We start from the raw sequence: 16,327 nt of genomic DNA on the forward strand, positions 1-16,327 counted from the left end.
GGTCACTCGGTCGCGGCGAGTCGCCTGCGGCCCAACTGGTCCGCCGCGCGGATCGGCTCGGGGAGCCGGTACGCGGGGGCGAGTTCGAGCACGAGGTCCCGGGCTGTCGGCAGGGTGCAGCGGTGGCCGACGGAGACGTACACGGGCTTCACGCCATCCTGGGTGCGCAGCGCGCAGCCGACGGTCTCGCCGCTCGCGGTGATCGCGGTCCACGCCCCGCGTTCGCTCCCGGGCGCCTCCCAGGGCAGATGCGGCGGGTTCTTGGCGACGCCGATCGCGGGCGCGTCGAGGACGACGCCGAGGTGGCAGGCGAGCCCGAACCGGCGCGGGTGGGTGAGCCCGTAGCCGTCGCACACGTACAGGTCGGGGGTCACCGAGAGCGCTTCGATGGCTTTGAGCAGCAACGGAAGTTCGCGGAACGCGAGCAGGCCCGGGACGTACGGGAAGTCGGAGGAGCCGCGCACGACCGACCGGTCCAGCTCGACGAGGTCGCCGCGCCGCAGCACGACCGCCGTGGCGATCGCGGTGTCGCTGTCCTTGTCATAGGCGATGTCGAGACCGGCGACTGTCTCTATTGGAGTTTCGTCGTCGGCGACGACCACGCATCCGGCCAGTTCGGTCTGCATCGCGACCGCTTCGGCCTCGTCTCGGGGCAGGCGGGCATAGGCGGCTCGGGGCTGGTGGTCGCTCACGCCGAAAGCCTAACGAAAGGGGCGGATCGAAGCGGAGGGCCTCTGAGGCCCGCTCAGAATCCGCGTTCGAACTCCGCGTCGCCCTCATGGTGGAGGTCGTGATCGGCGTCGAAGTCGGGTTCGGGGTCGACCTCCGCGTCGTAGTCGTCGCCGTAGTCGAAGTCCTCGTAGCCGATGTCCTCGGCGTCGGTCTCGAAGCTGCCGTCGCCCTCGGACTCGTAGAGGAAGTCGTAGTCGCCGTCCTCTGCTCCGTCGGGTTCTGCGGCGGGCTCGTACGCCGACTCCGGGTCGTCCGGGTTCGCCGCCAGCGACGAGAAGAAGCCGTCGTCGAACGTCCCGTCCTCGTCAAACAGGTCGTCCGCCATGGCCCGCTCCTCACTGTGCATCCGCCTGCCTCCCAGCATATTCGGTCGCCGCGACACCGGGGCCCGGTCGCGCCGCGCCCGATCCGCTCAGGGCGAACCGCACTTGCCAGCCGCCCGGTCGGGGTCCATGCTCGGGTGATGAGCAACGAGAAGAACGTCCTCGTCCTCGGCGGGACCGTGTTCCTGTCTCAGACCATCGCCGAACACGCCGTCAAGCGCGGCCACCGTGTCACCGTCGCCTCGCGCGGCGCCAGCGGCGAGCCGCCGGAAGGCGCCGAGTTCGTCAAGATCGACCGTTCCACCGGGGAGGGCCTCGATGCGCTGCGCGGCAGGCGGTTCGACGCGGTCTTCGACGTCGCGCGCATCCCGGCGCTCGTCGGCCCCGTCCTCGACGCACTCGCGGAGGCGACCGCGCACTGGTCGTTCATCTCCACGATCTCCGTCTACAAGCACTTCGACAAGATGAGCGACGAGCTCCACGACCCGACCGCGCCCGACTCCGCCGACCCGGCCCTGGAGGCGTACGGCGCCAGCAAGGTCGCGTGCGAGAACCTGGTGCGCGAACGCCTGGGCGACAAGGCGTTCATCACCCGCCCCGGCCTCATCGTCGGCCCCGGGGACCGCAACGACCGCCTCGGCTACTGGCCGCTGCGCTTCGCCGAGGGCGGCGAAGTGCTCGCGCCCGGCCCGCGCGAGCGGCCCGTCCAGTGGATCGACGTCGACGACTACGCCGCGTTCCTGCTCGACGCCGCCGACACGGGCGAAAGCGGCACGGTCGACGCCATCGGCCAGCAGAAGGCGTTCGGCGCGTTCGTCGACGAGGTCGGCGACGCCCTCGTCGAGCACGGCGTCATCAAGGAGACTCCAGAAGTCACCTGGGTGCCGCAGGAGTTCCTCCTCGAACAGGGCGTCAACCCGTGGTCCGGGCCCGACTCGCTCGGCATGTGGGTACCCACCCCCGACTACGACGGCTTCCAGACCCGGCCCACCGACCCGGCCGTCGCCGCCGGGTTCAAGGCCTCGCCCCTCAGCGACACCGTCAAGCGCTGGTGGGACGCCAACGCCGAAGCGCCCCAGCTCAAAGCGGGACTCACACGCCAGAAGGAGGGCGAAGTCCTCGCCGCCTGGCACGGCAGGCCCGTCGGCGAAGGCCTCGCCGACCTCGACGCGCAGCGCCCGTTCGCGGTGCCGCAGGCCGAGACCCCGGCCTACGACGGGTAGCGGAACGGCCCCGACGCCGGGCGTCGGGGCCGTTCGAGTCTCGCTTACGGAGCGGGCGGGCCCTGCCCGTAGGGCGGCTGGCCCGTTCCCGGCTGCGGCGGCTGCGGGGGCTGCTGGCCGTACGGCGGCTGGCCCATGTACGGGCCCATCGGCGGCTCCTCCTTGCGGAAGAACTCGTTCGAGGCCGGGACCGCGAGCAGGATGATGATGACCAGCGAGCCGACGATGAGCACGATGAGCGTGGCCCAGTCGATCGCGGTGACCCAGCCCGGCGTGGCGTCCTCGACCGCCTGCGTCGCCTCGTCCTGGTACGCCTCGCCGTTGACGTTCGCGGTCATCGACCCGAGCTGGCCGACGATCCCGCCGATGCCGCAGCACAGCAGGCCGATGCCCGAGAGGATCCAGCTGAGGATCCGCGCGGGGCGCTTGCCCGCGTTGACCAGCAGCGCGAGGATCACGTAGAAGACGGCCATGACCACGTACACGCCCGCGATCATCGCGAACGTGAACGTCATGAGCTGGCTGACGTTGTCGGCCGTCAGGCCCGACTCCGCCAGTTCAGGGTCGCTGAGCAGCTGGCTGGTGACCTCGTCCTCGACCGACTGCATGACCGAGAACATCGCGATGCCGCTGGCGACCAGCAGCACGGCCGTGAGGATCTGCGTCCACACCACGGCGGTGACCGAACCGGGCCTGGTCTTCGGCCCCGGCGGGGGCGACTGCGGATACTGCGGCGCCGGCGGGTATGCCATGGCGGCCTCCGATTCTCGAGCAACGGGCGTGAACGGTCTCAGGAACCTCATCGTACGGAGTCCCGGAGCGTCCCGCCACCCATCCTCAATGGCCGGTCAACGGCCGTGCGGTGGCCGGAGAACGCGAAGTGCCGCCCCACCGGGGGGACGGTGGGGCGGCGCGAGCAGCGGAATTCAGACTTCGAGGTTCAAGCGGTAACCGCGCTTGATGACGGTCTCCACACAGGACCTGAGGTGCACGGCGTCGCGCAGTCGCGTGACCGCCATCTCGACGGCGTGGCCGTCCGCGCCCCGGGGCAGGTGCCCGAGGAGCTCGGCGCGCGAGAGGACCTTGCCGTTCGCGGACGCCAGCGCCCGGATCACGGCCATCGGGGCGGGCGGGAGTTGGAACGGCTGGTCGTCGAGGAGGACCATGTGGCCGCGCAGTTCGATGCTGTGCCCGGTCGCGAGCTGGAGCTTGCGCGAGCGCTTCGGCAGGGCCGAGGCCACGGTGCGCACGAGCGCGCCCAGGCGGGCCCGCTGCGGCTGCACCGATTCGACGCCGAGCCGCGTCAGGGGCGCGGCCGTGATCGGGCCGACCGAGACCGGGAGGACGCCGTTGTCCTCCGCGGAAGCGCGGAACGCCTCGAGCATGTCGGCGGCCTGGTCGCCCGCGATCCGCAAGAGCGCGTTGGCGGCCGGGGCCGACGTGAACGTCACGGCGTCGATGCGGCGGGCGCAGATGGCGTCCACGAGGCGCTGCACGGGCGTGATGTCGGTGGGCAGGGTCCAGCGGTAGACCGGGACGGCGACGGCCGCGCCGCCGCCGTCGCGCACCGTCTGGATGAAGTCCTCGGCGGGGTCGCCGTGGAGCTGGATCGCGACGCGCTGGCCGTTGACGCCGCGCTCGCGCAGGTATTCGACGACTTCGTCGCCGGTCTCGCTCGGAGCGGTCCACTCCTCGGTGAGGCCGGCCGCGCGCACCGCGCCGAGGGCTTTCGGGCCGCGGCACAGGATGCGCGCGCGGCCCAGCACGGTGAGCAGGTCGTCGCCCATGCCCCAGCCCTCGGCGGCTTCGAGCCAGCCGCGGAAGCCGATGCCGGTGGTCGCCACCACGAGGTCGGGGGCCTCGCGGATGAGCTCCACAGTGGCCGCTCGCAGCGCCTCGTCGTCCGGGAGGGGGACGATGCGCAGCGTCGGGGCGACCACCGTGCGGGCGCCGCGGCGCTCGAGGAGGGTCGCCAGCTCGTCGGCGCGCCGCTGCGCGGTGACGGCCACGGTGTAGCCGGTCAGCGGAGCGAGCGACGAGTCGGCCAGGGCCTGGCGGGAAGGGGCTTGGGCTGCGACCATCAGGCGCTCGCTTTCACTTCCGAGTTGACGCCGACGCGGACCTCGCCGTCGAGGACTTCGACGGCGAAGACCTCCAGCGCGACCGTCTCGTCGTCGAGGCAGACGCCGGTCTTGAGCGAGAACGCCTGCTTGAGCAGGGGGCTGGTGACGACCGGTTCGCCGCCGCGGTCGCCCACGAGGCCCCGGCTCATGACGTTCGCGTCCATGAACGGGTCCAGGTTGGACACCGCGTAGAGGCTGTCGTCGTGGAGTCGGAACACGGCGACCTGGGTGCCGTCCTCCAGGAGGGCGGCCACACCGCGGCCGGGAATGATGCGGTCGAAATCGCAGATCGTTTGCATACGAATCACTTCCTGATCGGCGTGCCGAGGGCGACGGGCGTGCTGTGCGAGCGCTCGGTGGTCCCGGCCGGGAACTTCTGGCCGCGGACCTCCTCGAACTCGATCTTCGGGTCTGGGGCGTCCGGCGCGTTGACGAAGGACACGAACCGCTGGAGCTTCTCGGGGTCGTCGATGACGCCCTTCCACTCGTCGGCGTAGTTCGCGACGTGCTTCTCCATGAGGGCGTCGAGCTCGTCGCAGATGCCGAGCTTGTCGTCGACGATGACCTCGCGGAGGTAGTCGATGCCGCCTTCGAGGCCCTCGACCCACTTCGAGGTGCGCTGCAGGCGGTCGGCGGTCGAGATGTAGAACATCAGGAACCGGTCGATGGTCCGCACCAGCGTCTCGGAGTCCACGTCGGACAGGAGCAGGTCGGCGTGGCGGGGCGTGAAGCCGCCGTTGCCGCCGACGTACAGGTTCCAGCCGTGCTCGGTCGCGATGATCCCGAAGTCCTTGCCGCGGGCCTCGGCGCACTCGCGCGCGCAGCCCGACACGGCCGACTTCAGTTTGTGCGGCGAGCGCAGGCCGCGGTAGCGCAGCTCCAGGTCGATGGCCATCTTCACCGAGTCCTGGACGCCGTAGCGGCACCAGTCGGTGCCGACGCAGGACTTCACCGTCCGCAGGGACTTGCCGTAGGCGTGTCCCGACTCGAAGCCCGCGTCCACGAGCTTGCGCCAGATCTTCGGCAGGTCCTCGACGCGCGCGCCGAACATGTCGATGCGCTGGCCGCCGGTGATCTTCGTGTAGAGGTCGAACTCCTTGGCGACCTGGCCGATGACGATGAGCTTGTCCGGCGTGATCTCGCCGCCGGGGATGCGCGGGACGACCGAGTAGGTGCCGTTGCGCTGCATGTTCGCCAGGAAGTGGTCGTTGGTGTCCTGGAGGGACGCCTGCTCGCCTTCGAGGATGTGCCCGTTGGAGAGGCTCGCGAGGATCGAGGCCACGGTGGGCTTGCACAGGTCGCAGCCGGTGCCGACGCCGTAGCGGGCGACGAGCTCGGAGAACGTCGTGATGCCGGTGACCTTGACGATGTCGAACAGCTCGGCGCGCGACTGCGTGAAGTGCTCGCAGACCGCGTTCGAGACCTCGACGCCGCCTTCCTTCAAGAGCTGCTTCAGCATCGGGATGCACGAGCCGCACGAGGTGCCGGCCTTGGTGCAGGCCTTCAGCTCGCCGACGTCCTGGCAGCCCTGCTCGTGGATGGCGCCCATGATGTCGCCCTTGGTGACCGCGTTGCAGGAGCACACCTGCGCCGCGTCCGGGAGCGACCCCTCGATCTCGCCGCCGCCCAGCAGGTCGGCGAGCTTGCCGGGGACCTTGCCGCCGACCGAGGCCCGCAGCAGCGGGTACGGCTCGGCGTCGCCGACGAGCATGCCGCCCAACAGGGTCTGCGCGTCGTCCGAGAGGATCAGCTTGGCGTAGGTGCCGTTCGCCGGGTCCAGATAAGTGGTCGACAGCGGGCCTTCCATGGCGCCGAACTGCGCCACGTCCACGCCGAGGAGCTTCAGCTTCGTCGACATGTCGGCGCCCGGGAAGGTCGCCTCCCCGCCCGCGATGCGGTCGGCGACGACCTCGGCCATCGAATAACCGGGCGCGACGAGGCCGTAGCACATGCCTTCCATCGCCGCGACCTCGCCGATCGCGTACACGTCGGGGTCCGAAGTGACACAGGACAGGTCGGTGATGATGCCGCCGCGCTCGCCCACCTCGATGCCGCACTCGCGGGCGAGCTGGTCGCGCGGGCGCACGCCCGCCGCGAAGATGATCAGGTCGGTGTCGTACGCGACGCCCTCGCGGTTCGTCTCCATCCGCAGGCGGCCGTCGACCGCTTCGATCTTCGTGCCGCCGGTGCCGCAGTCGACGCCGATGCCCAGCTTCTCGATGTGCTGCTTGAGGATGCCGCCGCCGGCCTCGTCGAGCTGGCGGGCCATGAGCCAAGGGGCGAACTCGACGATCTGCGTCTCAAGACCAAGGAGCTTCAAAGCGTTCGCGGCTTCGAGACCCAGGAGCCCGCCGCCGATGACGACGCCGTGACGGCGCCCCTCGGAGTGGGTCTTGATCGCCTCGAGGTCCTCGATGGTCCGGTAGACGAACACGCCCTCCAGGTCCGCGCCCTCCATCGGCGGCACGAACGCGTAAGAGCCCGTAGCAAAAACAAGCTTGTCGTAGGGGTACTCGCCCTTGTCGGAGTACACGACCTTGCTGGTCCTGGCGATCGAGACGGCCGCCTCGCCGAGCTTCACCTCCACGTTCGGCAGGTCCGAGGCGAGCGAGAGCTCCTCGGCGCTGACGCCGTCGAAGAACGCCGACAGGCGGACCCGGTCGTACGCGGGACGCGGCTCCTCGCAGAGGACCGTGACCTCCCAGGAAGGGTCGCGCTGGGTGATCGCTTCCAGGAACCGGCGGCCGACCATGCCGTCGCCGATGACTACCAACTTGCTCATGCTGACACCTCATTCAATTGCTCGGCAGCCTGACCGATTCCAGCGACGGTGCTGTTCAGCCACTTGCACAGACCCGCGACGTCCTCGGCACACGTGCCGCATCCCGTCGAGGCCTGCGTAGCCTCCGACAGGGCCTCGGGCGTGCGCGCTCCTTCGAGGAACGCCTTGCCGAGGACCCCTTTCGTGACGTTGTTGCAGCGGCAGACCACGGCCTCGTCGGACATGGATGCCGGAGTATCGGGGGCCACCGACACGGACTCGCCGGGGCGGCCCATCAGGAGGGTGCGGCGGTCGTGCGGCACCGGGTCGCCGGTGTCGAACAACTGGACCACCTGGCCCACCATGGGGTTGTCGCCGAGCATGACCGCGCCTGCGAGGCGGCCTTCGGCGTCGATGACCAAGCGGGCGTACGTGCCGCGCGTCGGGTCCGCGAACGAGACGACCTCGTCGCCGTCCACGTCGCCCATCGCGGCGAGCTCGATGCCCGAAGCCTTCAGTCGCGTGACCAGGCGCGAGCCCTCGTAGGCCGCGTCCGGGTTCGAGTCGGTGAGGAGGTCGACCACGACATCGGCCTGCTCCCAGGCGGGACCGACCAGCCCGTAGGGGATCCCGCGGTGCTCGGCGCAGTCGCCGACCGCGAACACGTCCGGGTGGGAGGTGCGGCACTGGTCGTCGATCTTCACGGCCCGACCGCATTCCAGACCCATCTCCAGGGCCAGCGCCGTGTTCGGCTTGATGCCGCAGGAGACGACCATGAGCTGGCCGGTGACCGTGCGGCCGTCGGCGAGCACGAGCGTGAGGCCGTCGTCGCCGTGGATGACCTTCGTGGTCTGCGCGTCGACGATCGAGTTGACGCCGACTTCCGCGTAGGAATCGGCGAGGACCTTGGCGCCCAGGGGATCGAGCTGCCGGTCCATCAGGTGCCCGGCCGCGTGCACCACGGTGACGTCCATGCCGCGTTTGGCCAGGCCGCGCGCGGCCTCGAGGCCGAGGAGCCCGCCGCCGAGGACCACGGCCGAGGCCCGGTTGTCGGCCTCGGAGAGGATCGAGCGCGCGTCGTCGATGGTCCGGAGCACGTAAGCGCCCGTAGGAAGAGGAAGCAGGCCGGGGATGGGAGGCACGAAAGCGCCCGCGCCAGTGGCCAAGACCAGCTTGTCGAAGGAGACTCCGTTGACGACCTTGTTCTCAAGGTCCACGGACTCGACCGCCTCACCCAGGCGCAGCTCGACATGCTCGGGCGGGACCGGGAGGGCGATCTCGTCCTCGGTCTGCTTGCCCGCGATCATGCTGGAGAGCAGGATGCGGTTGTAGGCGGCTTGCGGCTCGTCACCGAACACGGTGACGTCGACGCCGCGCCGCCCGAGCTCGCGGGCGATGCGGGCCCCGGCCATGCCGTAACCGACGATCGCGACCTTCACGCGCTGGACCTCCCGGTGCTGGACTGACTGCGTAAACGGCGGTGGGCTCGCAAACTCGCGTTTCCCGCAAGCCCGCCCGCCGCGCGCTGTCTGGGCGACGACGCTGTCAGTCCCCGACTGGGCTCTAGAGTCGCCTGGACCTGTTACGCGATCGAGCGGTGAATGTTTCGCGTGTGCTAAGTAGTCCGCACTCTCCCGATTCCAGCGGTCGACAGCTCGTGCGGGATACCGGACCGCCTGTGAGCACCGGCAACGCGGATACAGGGGATCAATCGGACGAACATGAGGCGTCCGTGACACGAGGGGAGATTGAACACTTGGACTATTCTCGCGAACAGATGGACGCCGGCGCCCGGATCCGGTGTCACGAGGAGTGATCGATCATGGACAGACGGGTTCTGAGCGGCGAAGACGCCGTCGCCCGCCTTCAAGAACGCCAGGCAGCCTTCCAAAAGACGGTGGCGGCGACCCAGGAGATGGCGACGCGGATGCGGACCCTCACGGCGACCGCGAGCGACGCGAACGGGCTCGCCACGGTCACCGTCGACTCCAGCGGCGTCCTGCTCAAGGCCGACTTCTCCGCGCGCATCCAGCGCACCGCGCCCGAAGCGGTCTCCCGCGCGCTCATGGAGGCCCTGACCGCCGCCAAGCTGAACGTCGCCGCCCAGACCCAGGAGGTCATCGCCGACACCGTCGGCGCCGACTCCGAGACCGGCCGCGCCGTCTCCCAGGACCTCCAGAACCGCCTCGGCGGCGGCCAGTGAGCAGCGGCATCGAAGTTGATCCCGAAGAGCTGCGCACCCACGCCGGGCACATCGACGGCCTCATGCAGCGCTTCGCGACCGTCAAGGACGCCTCCGCGCAGATCACGGCCGCGCCGGACGCGTTCGGGCCGCTGTGCGAGTGGATGGCCGGGATCCTGGAGGACAAGCACCAGATGATCGAGCCCCTGTTCGACAAGGGCAAGGACAACCTCGGCACCCACGTCGAAGCCCTCCGGACCTGCGCCGACCTCTACGACGAGTCCGACGCCAGCGCCGGAAGCGAATTCGACAAGCTCGGCGGGGAGTTCTAGATGGCAGAGAACCCCCTGGTCGCCGACGTCAAGGACTCGCACCACTTCTGGAAGGGCGCGGGCATCGGCGAGGACATCGCCGACATCGTCTCCGCCATCAAGTCCGAGGAGTGGGTCGACGCCTCCCTCGCCGGGGTCGGCGCAGGGCTCAGCGCCGTGGGCTTCCTCGACCCGCTGGGCGCGATCGTCTCCACCGGCGTCTCGTGGCTCATCGAACTCATCGGGCCGCTGCGCGAACTGCTCGACGACCTCACGGGCGACGCGGACATCCTCACGGCGCACGCCCAGACGTGGACCAACATGGCCGAGGAGCTCCAGGCCATCAAGGACGAGCTCACCGGGTTCATGGAAAGCGACATCACCGGCTGGAAGGACGATGCGTCCGAGGCGTACAAGGCCAACATGGCCCACAACGTCGAAGGCACCTCCGGGCTCGCGCAGCTGTGCGCGGCCATGAGCGCGGCGACCACCGGCGCCGGAACCCTCGTCACCGTGACCCGGGAACTCGTGCGCGACCTCATCGCGCAGCTCGTCGCCACGCTGCTCATCCGCCTCCCGGTGTGGCTGGGGCTGTGCGCGACGGGTGTCGGCATCCCTGCCGTCGCGGCGCAGGCGGCGGGCATGATCGCGCAGGTCCTCGCGACGGTGATCGGCATCGTCATCGCGCTCGTCCAGAGCCTCACGGCTCTCCAGCAGCTCCTCGACAGTTAGGCCACGAGATGCGCGCTTTCGCCAAGCTTCTTGTTGTCGCCGCAATCGCCCTGGCGCTCAACACTCCCAAGCCTGGGCCGAGACCCGGTCCCAAGCCGGGCGTCCCCAAGGTCAAACCCCCGGTCAGCGGCGTTTCTTCGGCCGCGAAGGCGGCCTGGGACGAATACGACCAGGGTGCGGCCGGAGGCGGGTCCACCCCGACGACCCCGAACCAGCCGGGTACGAGCGGCTGGAGCCCTGAACAGCTGAAGAACATGCCGAACCTCGGCGACACGTCCAAGCGCCGGAACCACATCCTCTACGGTGAATACGGTCCCGGCAACGAGCTGATCAGCGGCGGCCATGCGCCCGGCTCGGGCGGCGGCACCGAGTTCCCGGACGCCTGGGACGACCCGGACATCATCACGGGCATCGAGAACGTGGCCCGCAACCCGACCTCGATGACACCACGCGACGGCGGCGGCTACACCGCACGAGGGGTTCACAACGGCGTCGAGATCGAGGTGGTCCTCAACAAGGACGGGACCGTGTGGACCGGCTATCCGCTTCCGACACCGGGCAATATCAGCAACGGCGTCGTGGTCAACGACAAAGGCCTCTTGTTCTAGAAATCGAGGAAGACAGTGCAGAACGATTACAGGACCACGCTGGTGGAGCAGGTGCGCAAGTACGCGCCGTCGCTCGCCGCGCAAGTGGTGGACTCGCTGCGCACGAAGGTCCTCGTGGGTGAATTGTCCCTCGCCGCAGTCGACTTCGTGAGCGCCCTCGTCCGCGCCAAGACGCCCGTTGATCCTCAGGACATCCCGACCCTGAGGTGGCTCCTAGAGAGCGTGACCCTCCCCCCGGACACCCCGGATGACCTGGCCGACCGACTGACAGTCGCCTGACCTGCAGCACAAAGGCGCGCTTCCCTTTTGGGAAGCGCGCCTTGTTCGTTGGCGTGGCGGGCTGGGTCGGATCGCCTAAGCGATCTCGCCGGACTTGATCGAGGAGATCAGGCCGCCAAGGTCAGCGGCGGAAACGCGGAGGTGGGCGTAGGTGTCGGCAACAGGAGACTTGGTGTCTCCCACCGCGACATCACCGCCGTGAACAGCCACCGCAACACAGTTCCCGCTGCTACCTCCGTTGCTGCGGCTGCTCTTCCGCCAACCTGTACGAACCTGATCTGCTTTCATTCCAGGACCTCCTTGATCACACGAATTCCAGCGAACGCAATCCACGCTACAGAGGTCAACCTCCACAGACATCCTCCAATTCGCGGACAAAGCAGCGGCGCGCTTCCCGTTCAAGGGAAGCGCGCCTGACTTCTCGCGGACGGGCCGGTCTACGCTGAGGTTTCAGCCTTGATCGTGGCAAGAAGCCCGGCGAGGTCGGAGGAGCTCACGCGGAGGTGGGCGAAGCTGTCGGCAACAGGAGACTTGGTGTCTCCCACTGCAACCTCGATGCCCCAAACCGCAACTGCTACACACTGACCGTTGCTGGTGCTGTCGCTGCGAGCGCTCTTGCGAAAGCGGCTACGGGCCCACGGGTTCAGCTCGCGGTCGGACATCTCACTCATTTCAGTTCCTCTGCGATGGTCTTGATCTTCGCAACGGAGTCGCCCGGAGACAGGGCGGAATCATCCCAGAGCTTGGCGAACGCCGTCAAGAATGAGTCTATGTCAGGCTCTTCTAGCACCACCGAGCCCGCTGGACCCGTCTCGATCTGAACCAGTGTCGGCCAGTCATCGGGCATCTCCAAGATGCGGAACCCGGTCGCGATTGCCGCCTCGGTGTGGCCCCGGGACTCCAAAGGCAGTACTCGAAGCTCAACGTTTGGGAGCTCCACGATCTTGAGCAGGTGCTCAAACTGCTCTGCCAATACCTCGAACGCCGCACCTCGCTGCCAAAGGATGGCTTCGGAAACGAGGAACTGAACCTCGGGAGCGCTGTCTCGCTTGAGAACCCGGCTCCGCATCTGTCGCTGTTCAAGATCCCGGCGAACCTGCAGTTCATCATCTCCGTTCGGTCCCGCCTTAATGAGCGACTCTGCAAACGCGCGAGTCTGGAGTAGGCCGGGCACGGTGTCGAGCTGGAAGATCTTGATGCTGCTCGCGCGATTCTCGGCCCACAGGAAGTCGGCGAAGGCCTTGTCGGTTACGTACCCCTCCCACCAGCCGCGCTTCGCGACCTCGACCGAGTCGCGGAGCAGCCGTTCGCGTTGGTCCATATCGGAGATGTGGTACAGGTCCATCAGCTGCACCAGCTCGCGATCGCCGACCGGGTAGCGCCCGTTCTCGAAGCGCACGACATACGCCTGGCCGCGCCCCAGGATCTCGCCGACCTCGTGGGAGGTCATGCCGCAGTCCTTGCGAAGTTCGCGCAGTTGGTCGCCGAACTTCCGCGCGCGCCAGGAGGGATTCCGCTGTGCCATTCGTTCCTCACTGCCTTCCGGGAGATGCGGGGTGCCGAACATCGTACGGGCTTCGCGACCCGGACACCAGATCCGAAATCGTCCGTACACCGTTTGAATTAAATCACGGCGTGTCTCTTGACTCCAGACATCCAGCATGCCACCATCGAAAGGTGATGAACACCGCCGCAACCGGTCATTAGCGGCGGCGCATCGCATCGGCCAACCGCACACAGACTGCGGCCCGCGCTGGGACAGATTCTTGGCGGAGTCACCCGGCGCGGGCCGCTCACCTCAGAGAAACGAGCGTTTCCATGGGTCTCATCAGCGTACCCGTCGACCCGGTACCCGCCTGGACCAAGATCAGCCTGCAACTCCACCAGCCCTACCGGACCTGGCTCGGGCTTGGCCGCCTGCGCTGCGACTGGTGCGGCGACCTCTGGAAGGCCCACGGCTGTGCGGCCCGCGAATCAGCTGCGCGCCTCTTCCTCTACACCGCAACGGAACCCCAGCGAACCGCCGCGCTCGACTCGGGCGACATCACCGAGTCCGACCTCAGCCTCCGCCGCCACAACCGGTCCGGCACCCACGCGGGCCCCCGAACCTCCGCCCGGCTCCACTCCCGTCCCCCCGCCCGCCACCGACGCCGCAAGCCAAGCCCGTACCCGACCCCGCCGAACCCGCTCACGGCCCTCCGCCGAGAACTCGAGGCGGCGGCCCGATGACTGACCACTCCACCACCGCGCCACCCACTCCCGCGCAGACCAAGATCGGCACCGAAGTCATCGGCGTCAAGGTCATCTCCGGCTCCGTGACCGAGGCCGAGCCGGGAACCGTCGTCCTCCACCAGCTCTACCCAGGCACCCCGACGACCATCGGCGTGGTCGACTCGATCACCGACGGCACCGGCCAGACCACCATCTACCCAGCCCACCGCCGCGACTGGACCGCTGTCGACCGACTCCGCCTCGCCGAATTCTTCGCCACCCGCTACTGCGAACGCCTCGCCACCAACGCAACCGCCGCCGCTCCCACCAACGCCTCCCTTACCACCCCCGGCGGTGACCGCTGATGATCCCGATCGAACTCCGCGACGAAACCGCGAACTCGCCCGACTGGACCAAACTCGGCGAGTTCTACATCGGCATCGGCAGAGGAGACCGAGTCCGCTTCACCGTCTTCCGCTCCCGCACCGACCCCGCCCTCCACCGCCTCACCGCAGACGAAATGACCACAGCCGGACCCCGACTCATAGCCATCCTGACCGAACCGCCCTCCCCCGACGCCGAAGAATGGCACCCAGCCTGGCAAAAGGACCCGATGCGCGAGACCGTCGAGACCCGATCCCGAGCGATCTCCCGCAGAAACTAGCCAAGCCGACACCGCTGCCCGGACCGTCCAGCGCAGCGTTCGAGCAGATCAGCGACCTCGGCGCTGGCGTTCCGCGATACGCGCCGCGCCACCCGGCCACAGCCATACGCTGGGCGAAATCGAGCGTTCTCGGAAGCCTCGGCTGGAGGTCCGTCATGTTCATCGCAACAGTCATCGTCTGCTGCGTCCTCGCAGTCGCCATGCTGGGCAGCGGGGCGGCCAAACTGACCGGCAACCGCGGGCAGGCCGACCTCATGACCGAAGTCGGCTTCCCCGTCGAACGGATGTGGGTCCTCGGCGCGCTCACCATCGCGGGAGCGGTCGGCTTGATCATCGGCCTGTGGTGGTGGCCGATCGGCGCCGCCGCGGCCGCTGGCGCGACCCTCTACTTCGCCGGAGCGGTCGGCTTCCACCTCAAGTCAGGCCGCCCGAACCAGTCGATGGGCGCCGCAGTAGGCCTGACCGTCCTCTCGCTCGCCGCGCTGATCCTCCGAGTCGCCTCTGCCTGAGGGCGTTATGGATTCGTGCGGCCGGGACGGCGTTTGCGCGGGGCTGCGGATCGGGGTGGTTCGGTGCGGATGTTGTCGCGGACGCGGGTCATGATGTCGCGCAGGCGATCCAGGTCCTCGTCGGAGACGGCCTCGTAGAGGAGGCGGCGGGTGACCTCGATGTGGCCGGGGAGGACCTTCGCGACGGTCTCGCGGCCCTTGTCGGTGATCGCGAGCAGCGTGGCGCGCTCGTCCTCGGGGTTCGACCTGCGGGTGACCAAGCCTGCCTTCTCCAGGAGTCCGGCCTGATAGGTGAGGCCACTCCTGCTGTAGACGACGCCGTCGGCCAGCTGCGTCATCGAGAGGGACTCGGTCTTGACGAGGGCCATGAGCAGTTCGAACTGCACCGCGGAAATCTCCCCCTGGGCGCGGAGCTGCTGTTCGACCTGGTGGTTGAGGAGCGCCACAGCCTCGGTGAGCGCGAAGTACGCCTGCAACTGCCGCAGTTCAGGAGGTTGGACGTCGCCGAGGTCGATGCCTTTGATGCTCACCCTCGCATCCTATCCGCTTCGAATTCGAAGCAATGTGGCCATCGCCACTCCGCCCAGCCCTTGTGCTTCGAATTCAAAGCATCCTAAGCTCGAGAGAAGCTACGAATTCGAAGCAACCGGCTTCGGATCCTGATCTCTCAAGGAGCCCTTCATGCAAGCTGTGCGCTTCCACTCCTACGGCGGCAACGAAGTCCTGACCCTCGAAACGATCAAGGAGCCGACTCCCGGCCCCCTGGAAGTCGTCGTCAAGGTCGCCGGAACCTCGTTCAACCCGCTCGACGCCGCCATCCGCACCGGGATCCTGCGCGAGTTCATGCCCGTCGAACTCCCGTTCACGCCCGGAGTCGACGTCGCCGGAACCGTCACCGCCCTCGGCGAGCACGTCACCGGCTGGAACATCGGCGACGCGGTCATCGCGTACCTCTCGCCGCCCGCCAACGGCGCCGCCGCCGAGTACGCCGCGGTCCCTGCCGCCCTCCTCGCCTCCGCACCCAAGACCGTGCCGCTGGCCGACGCCGCAGCGCTGCCCGCCGTCGGGCTCACCGCGCACCAGGCCCTGTTCGAACACCTCGACCTGCAAGCGGGAGAGCGCATCCTGATCAACGGCGCGGGCGGCGGGGTCGGCGGCTACGCGGTCCAGCTCGCGAATCGCGCTGGGGCGTCCGTCACCGCGACCGCGAGCCCCCGCAGCACTGAACGGGTCCGGTCATACGGCCCCGACCGGATCATCGACCACACCGAGCGGGCCGTGACGGAGGCGCTCGCGGGCGAGCGGTTCGACAAGGTGCTCCAGCTCGTGCGCAGCACTCCAGAAGAGACGGCCGCACTGGCGGCGCTCACCGCAGACGGCGGCGTCTTCGCCAGCGCCACCACTCCCGGTCCGCAGGATCTCGGCCGCGGGGTGCGCATGGAGCAGGTCTACGTGCGCAGCGACGCCAAGCGGCTTACGGATCTGGTGACGCTGGTCGATGCCGGGGAGCTCCGGATCGATGTCGCCGAACGCCTGCCGCTCGATGCTCTCGCAGCGGTGCACGATCGGGCGTTCGCGGGCGGACTGCTCGGCAAGACGGTGCTCATCCCCTGACGCCGGGGTGCCGGGGCTCGGCTGAGCGGGACGGGTTCGCGAACTCCCCCGCGTG

The 16,327-nt window shown here is 68.6% G+C and carries 22 protein-coding genes; 11 read left to right on the forward strand and 11 right to left on the reverse strand.

What is annotated here, in order from left to right:
- Window positions 1-2 precede the first annotated feature (2 nt).
- Both ACGGCP_RS04910 and ACGGCP_RS04915 read right to left on the reverse strand, forming a co-directional pair.
- Window positions 3-692 (reverse strand): endonuclease V, encoded by a 690-nt coding sequence (locus tag ACGGCP_RS04910; RefSeq protein WP_392961156.1) that lies wholly within the window; start codon window positions 690-692, stop codon window positions 3-5.
- Window positions 693-745: 53 nt separating this feature from the next.
- Window positions 746-1,057, reverse strand: coding sequence for a hypothetical protein (locus tag ACGGCP_RS04915; RefSeq protein WP_392961158.1), 312 nt, complete (start codon window positions 1,055-1,057; stop codon window positions 746-748).
- A 138-nt stretch (window positions 1,058-1,195) separates the two neighbouring features.
- Here ACGGCP_RS04915 and ACGGCP_RS04920 point away from each other — a divergent pair, with 138 nt between their 5' ends.
- Window positions 1,196-2,278 carry an NAD-dependent epimerase/dehydratase family protein gene (locus tag ACGGCP_RS04920; RefSeq protein ID WP_392961161.1) on the forward strand — a complete coding sequence of 361 codons (1,083 nt, stop codon included), beginning with the start codon at window positions 1,196-1,198 and terminating at the stop codon, window positions 2,276-2,278.
- A 44-nt stretch (window positions 2,279-2,322) separates the two neighbouring features.
- Here the strand turns inward: ACGGCP_RS04920 and ACGGCP_RS04925 are convergent, their stop codons facing one another.
- The 5 genes from ACGGCP_RS04925 to ACGGCP_RS04945 form a co-directional block, all read right to left on the reverse strand.
- Window positions 2,323-3,030: a hypothetical protein gene (locus ACGGCP_RS04925; RefSeq protein ID WP_392961163.1), complete on the reverse strand. Its 708-nt coding sequence runs from the start codon at window positions 3,028-3,030 to the stop codon at window positions 2,323-2,325.
- Window positions 3,031-3,204: 174 nt separating this feature from the next.
- Window positions 3,205-4,359 carry a uroporphyrinogen-III synthase gene (locus ACGGCP_RS04930; protein WP_392961166.1) on the reverse strand — a complete coding sequence of 385 codons (1,155 nt, stop codon included), beginning with the start codon at window positions 4,357-4,359 and terminating at the stop codon, window positions 3,205-3,207.
- Window positions 4,359-4,700: a nitrite reductase small subunit NirD gene (gene nirD, locus ACGGCP_RS04935; protein ID WP_392961169.1), complete on the reverse strand. Its 342-nt coding sequence runs from the start codon at window positions 4,698-4,700 to the stop codon at window positions 4,359-4,361. Before nirD ends, ACGGCP_RS04930 begins: the two co-directional genes overlap by 1 nt.
- Before the next feature lie 5 nt (window positions 4,701-4,705).
- Window positions 4,706-7,183 carry a nitrite reductase large subunit NirB gene (gene nirB / locus ACGGCP_RS04940; RefSeq protein ID WP_392961171.1) on the reverse strand — a complete coding sequence of 826 codons (2,478 nt, stop codon included), beginning with the start codon at window positions 7,181-7,183 and terminating at the stop codon, window positions 4,706-4,708.
- Window positions 7,180-8,601 carry an FAD-dependent oxidoreductase gene (locus ACGGCP_RS04945; protein ID WP_392961174.1) on the reverse strand — a complete coding sequence of 474 codons (1,422 nt, stop codon included), beginning with the start codon at window positions 8,599-8,601 and terminating at the stop codon, window positions 7,180-7,182. The genes nirB and ACGGCP_RS04945 overlap by 4 nt, the downstream gene beginning before the upstream one ends.
- Window positions 8,602-8,984: 383 nt before the next feature.
- Between ACGGCP_RS04945 and ACGGCP_RS04950 the strand changes: the two genes are divergently transcribed.
- From ACGGCP_RS04950 to ACGGCP_RS04970, 5 genes are read left to right on the forward strand one after another with little or no spacing between them, the layout of a single operon-like run.
- On the forward strand, window positions 8,985-9,365 hold the full coding sequence (locus tag ACGGCP_RS04950) for a YbaB/EbfC family nucleoid-associated protein (protein WP_392961176.1): 381 nt from the start codon (window positions 8,985-8,987) through the stop codon (window positions 9,363-9,365).
- Window positions 9,362-9,676, forward strand: a complete 315-nt coding sequence (locus ACGGCP_RS04955; protein ID WP_392961179.1) for a type VII secretion target — start codon at window positions 9,362-9,364, stop codon at window positions 9,674-9,676. The genes ACGGCP_RS04950 and ACGGCP_RS04955 overlap by 4 nt, the downstream gene beginning before the upstream one ends.
- Complete coding sequence (locus ACGGCP_RS04960) at window positions 9,677-10,387, forward strand: WXG100 family type VII secretion target (protein ID WP_392961182.1); 711 nt, start codon at window positions 9,677-9,679, stop codon at window positions 10,385-10,387.
- Window positions 10,388-10,395: 8 nt separating this feature from the next.
- The gene (locus ACGGCP_RS04965) at window positions 10,396-10,995 is read left to right on the forward strand and encodes an EndoU domain-containing protein (RefSeq protein WP_392961185.1); all 600 of its coding nucleotides are present in this window, start codon (window positions 10,396-10,398) and stop codon (window positions 10,993-10,995) included.
- A gap of 15 nt (window positions 10,996-11,010) precedes the next feature.
- Window positions 11,011-11,274, forward strand: coding sequence for a hypothetical protein (locus tag ACGGCP_RS04970; protein WP_392961187.1), 264 nt, complete (start codon window positions 11,011-11,013; stop codon window positions 11,272-11,274).
- Window positions 11,275-11,349: 75 nt separating this feature from the next.
- On the opposite strand, the gene ACGGCP_RS04975 is transcribed toward ACGGCP_RS04970, so the two are convergent.
- From ACGGCP_RS04975 to ACGGCP_RS04985, 3 genes are all read right to left on the reverse strand, one after another.
- Entirely contained in the window at window positions 11,350-11,562 is a 213-nt protein-coding gene (locus tag ACGGCP_RS04975; protein WP_392961189.1) for a DUF397 domain-containing protein, read from the reverse strand.
- A 149-nt stretch (window positions 11,563-11,711) separates the two neighbouring features.
- Window positions 11,712-11,945: a DUF397 domain-containing protein gene (locus ACGGCP_RS04980; protein ID WP_392961191.1), complete on the reverse strand. Its 234-nt coding sequence runs from the start codon at window positions 11,943-11,945 to the stop codon at window positions 11,712-11,714.
- Window positions 11,942-12,997 carry a helix-turn-helix domain-containing protein gene (locus ACGGCP_RS04985; protein WP_392961194.1) on the reverse strand — a complete coding sequence of 352 codons (1,056 nt, stop codon included), beginning with the start codon at window positions 12,995-12,997 and terminating at the stop codon, window positions 11,942-11,944. The genes ACGGCP_RS04980 and ACGGCP_RS04985 overlap by 4 nt, the downstream gene beginning before the upstream one ends.
- Window positions 12,998-13,092: 95 nt before the next feature.
- Here ACGGCP_RS04985 and ACGGCP_RS04990 point away from each other — a divergent pair, with 95 nt between their 5' ends.
- The 4 genes from ACGGCP_RS04990 (at window position 13,093) to ACGGCP_RS05005 (ending at window position 14,658) form a co-directional block, all read left to right on the forward strand.
- Window positions 13,093-13,503 carry a hypothetical protein gene (locus tag ACGGCP_RS04990; RefSeq protein ID WP_392961195.1) on the forward strand — a complete coding sequence of 137 codons (411 nt, stop codon included), beginning with the start codon at window positions 13,093-13,095 and terminating at the stop codon, window positions 13,501-13,503.
- The gene (locus ACGGCP_RS04995) at window positions 13,500-13,850 is read left to right on the forward strand and encodes a hypothetical protein (RefSeq protein WP_392961197.1); all 351 of its coding nucleotides are present in this window, start codon (window positions 13,500-13,502) and stop codon (window positions 13,848-13,850) included. Before ACGGCP_RS04990 ends, ACGGCP_RS04995 begins: the two co-directional genes overlap by 4 nt.
- Window positions 13,850-14,149: a hypothetical protein gene (locus tag ACGGCP_RS05000; RefSeq protein ID WP_392961199.1), complete on the forward strand. Its 300-nt coding sequence runs from the start codon at window positions 13,850-13,852 to the stop codon at window positions 14,147-14,149. Before ACGGCP_RS04995 ends, ACGGCP_RS05000 begins: the two co-directional genes overlap by 1 nt.
- 155 nt (window positions 14,150-14,304) lie before the next feature.
- On the forward strand, window positions 14,305-14,658 hold the full coding sequence (locus ACGGCP_RS05005) for a DoxX family protein (protein ID WP_392961201.1): 354 nt from the start codon (window positions 14,305-14,307) through the stop codon (window positions 14,656-14,658).
- Between the two features lie 5 nt (window positions 14,659-14,663).
- Here the strand turns inward: ACGGCP_RS05005 and ACGGCP_RS05010 are convergent, their stop codons facing one another.
- Complete coding sequence (locus tag ACGGCP_RS05010; RefSeq protein ID WP_392961203.1) at window positions 14,664-15,188, reverse strand: MarR family winged helix-turn-helix transcriptional regulator; 525 nt, start codon at window positions 15,186-15,188, stop codon at window positions 14,664-14,666.
- Window positions 15,189-15,339: 151 nt separating this feature from the next.
- Here ACGGCP_RS05010 and ACGGCP_RS05015 point away from each other — a divergent pair, with 151 nt between their 5' ends.
- Window positions 15,340-16,272, forward strand: a complete 933-nt coding sequence (locus tag ACGGCP_RS05015) for an NADP-dependent oxidoreductase (protein WP_392961206.1) — start codon at window positions 15,340-15,342, stop codon at window positions 16,270-16,272.
- The last annotated feature ends 55 nt before the right edge of the window (window positions 16,273-16,327 follow it).

This window comes from Glycomyces sp. NPDC048151 (assembly GCF_043202775.1).
GTDB lineage: Bacteria > Actinomycetota > Actinomycetes > Mycobacteriales > Micromonosporaceae > Glycomyces.

What these genes read in the sequence shown, in the direction of transcription:
- ACGGCP_RS04915 (WP_392961158.1), bottom strand. Translation starts at nt 1,057, where the DNA reads ATGGCGGACGACCTGTTTGACGAGGACGGGACGTTCGACGACGGCTTC.
- ACGGCP_RS04920 (WP_392961161.1), top strand. Translation starts at nt 1,196, where the DNA reads ATGAGCAACGAGAAGAACGTCCTCGTCCTCGGCGGGACCGTGTTCCTG.
- ACGGCP_RS04925 (WP_392961163.1), bottom strand. Translation starts at nt 3,030, where the DNA reads ATGGCATACCCGCCGGCGCCGCAGTATCCGCAGTCGCCCCCGCCGGGG.
- ACGGCP_RS04930 (WP_392961166.1), bottom strand. Translation starts at nt 4,359, where the DNA reads ATGGTCGCAGCCCAAGCCCCTTCCCGCCAGGCCCTGGCCGACTCGTCG.
- nirD (WP_392961169.1), bottom strand. Translation starts at nt 4,700, where the DNA reads ATGCAAACGATCTGCGATTTCGACCGCATCATTCCCGGCCGCGGTGTG.
- nirB (WP_392961171.1), bottom strand. Translation starts at nt 7,183, where the DNA reads ATGAGCAAGTTGGTAGTCATCGGCGACGGCATGGTCGGCCGCCGGTTC.
- ACGGCP_RS04950 (WP_392961176.1), top strand. Translation starts at nt 8,985, where the DNA reads ATGGACAGACGGGTTCTGAGCGGCGAAGACGCCGTCGCCCGCCTTCAA.
- ACGGCP_RS04960 (WP_392961182.1), top strand. Translation starts at nt 9,677, where the DNA reads ATGGCAGAGAACCCCCTGGTCGCCGACGTCAAGGACTCGCACCACTTC.
- ACGGCP_RS04965 (WP_392961185.1), top strand. Translation starts at nt 10,396, where the DNA reads ATGCGCGCTTTCGCCAAGCTTCTTGTTGTCGCCGCAATCGCCCTGGCG.
- ACGGCP_RS04975 (WP_392961189.1), bottom strand. Translation starts at nt 11,562, where the DNA reads ATGAAAGCAGATCAGGTTCGTACAGGTTGGCGGAAGAGCAGCCGCAGC.
- ACGGCP_RS04980 (WP_392961191.1), bottom strand. Translation starts at nt 11,945, where the DNA reads ATGAGTGAGATGTCCGACCGCGAGCTGAACCCGTGGGCCCGTAGCCGC.
- ACGGCP_RS04985 (WP_392961194.1), bottom strand. Translation starts at nt 12,997, where the DNA reads ATGCGATGCGCCGCCGCTAATGACCGGTTGCGGCGGTGTTCATCACCT.
- ACGGCP_RS04990 (WP_392961195.1), top strand. Translation starts at nt 13,093, where the DNA reads ATGGGTCTCATCAGCGTACCCGTCGACCCGGTACCCGCCTGGACCAAG.
- ACGGCP_RS04995 (WP_392961197.1), top strand. Translation starts at nt 13,500, where the DNA reads ATGACTGACCACTCCACCACCGCGCCACCCACTCCCGCGCAGACCAAG.
- ACGGCP_RS05000 (WP_392961199.1), top strand. Translation starts at nt 13,850, where the DNA reads ATGATCCCGATCGAACTCCGCGACGAAACCGCGAACTCGCCCGACTGG.
- ACGGCP_RS05005 (WP_392961201.1), top strand. Translation starts at nt 14,305, where the DNA reads ATGTTCATCGCAACAGTCATCGTCTGCTGCGTCCTCGCAGTCGCCATG.
- ACGGCP_RS05015 (WP_392961206.1), top strand. Translation starts at nt 15,340, where the DNA reads ATGCAAGCTGTGCGCTTCCACTCCTACGGCGGCAACGAAGTCCTGACC.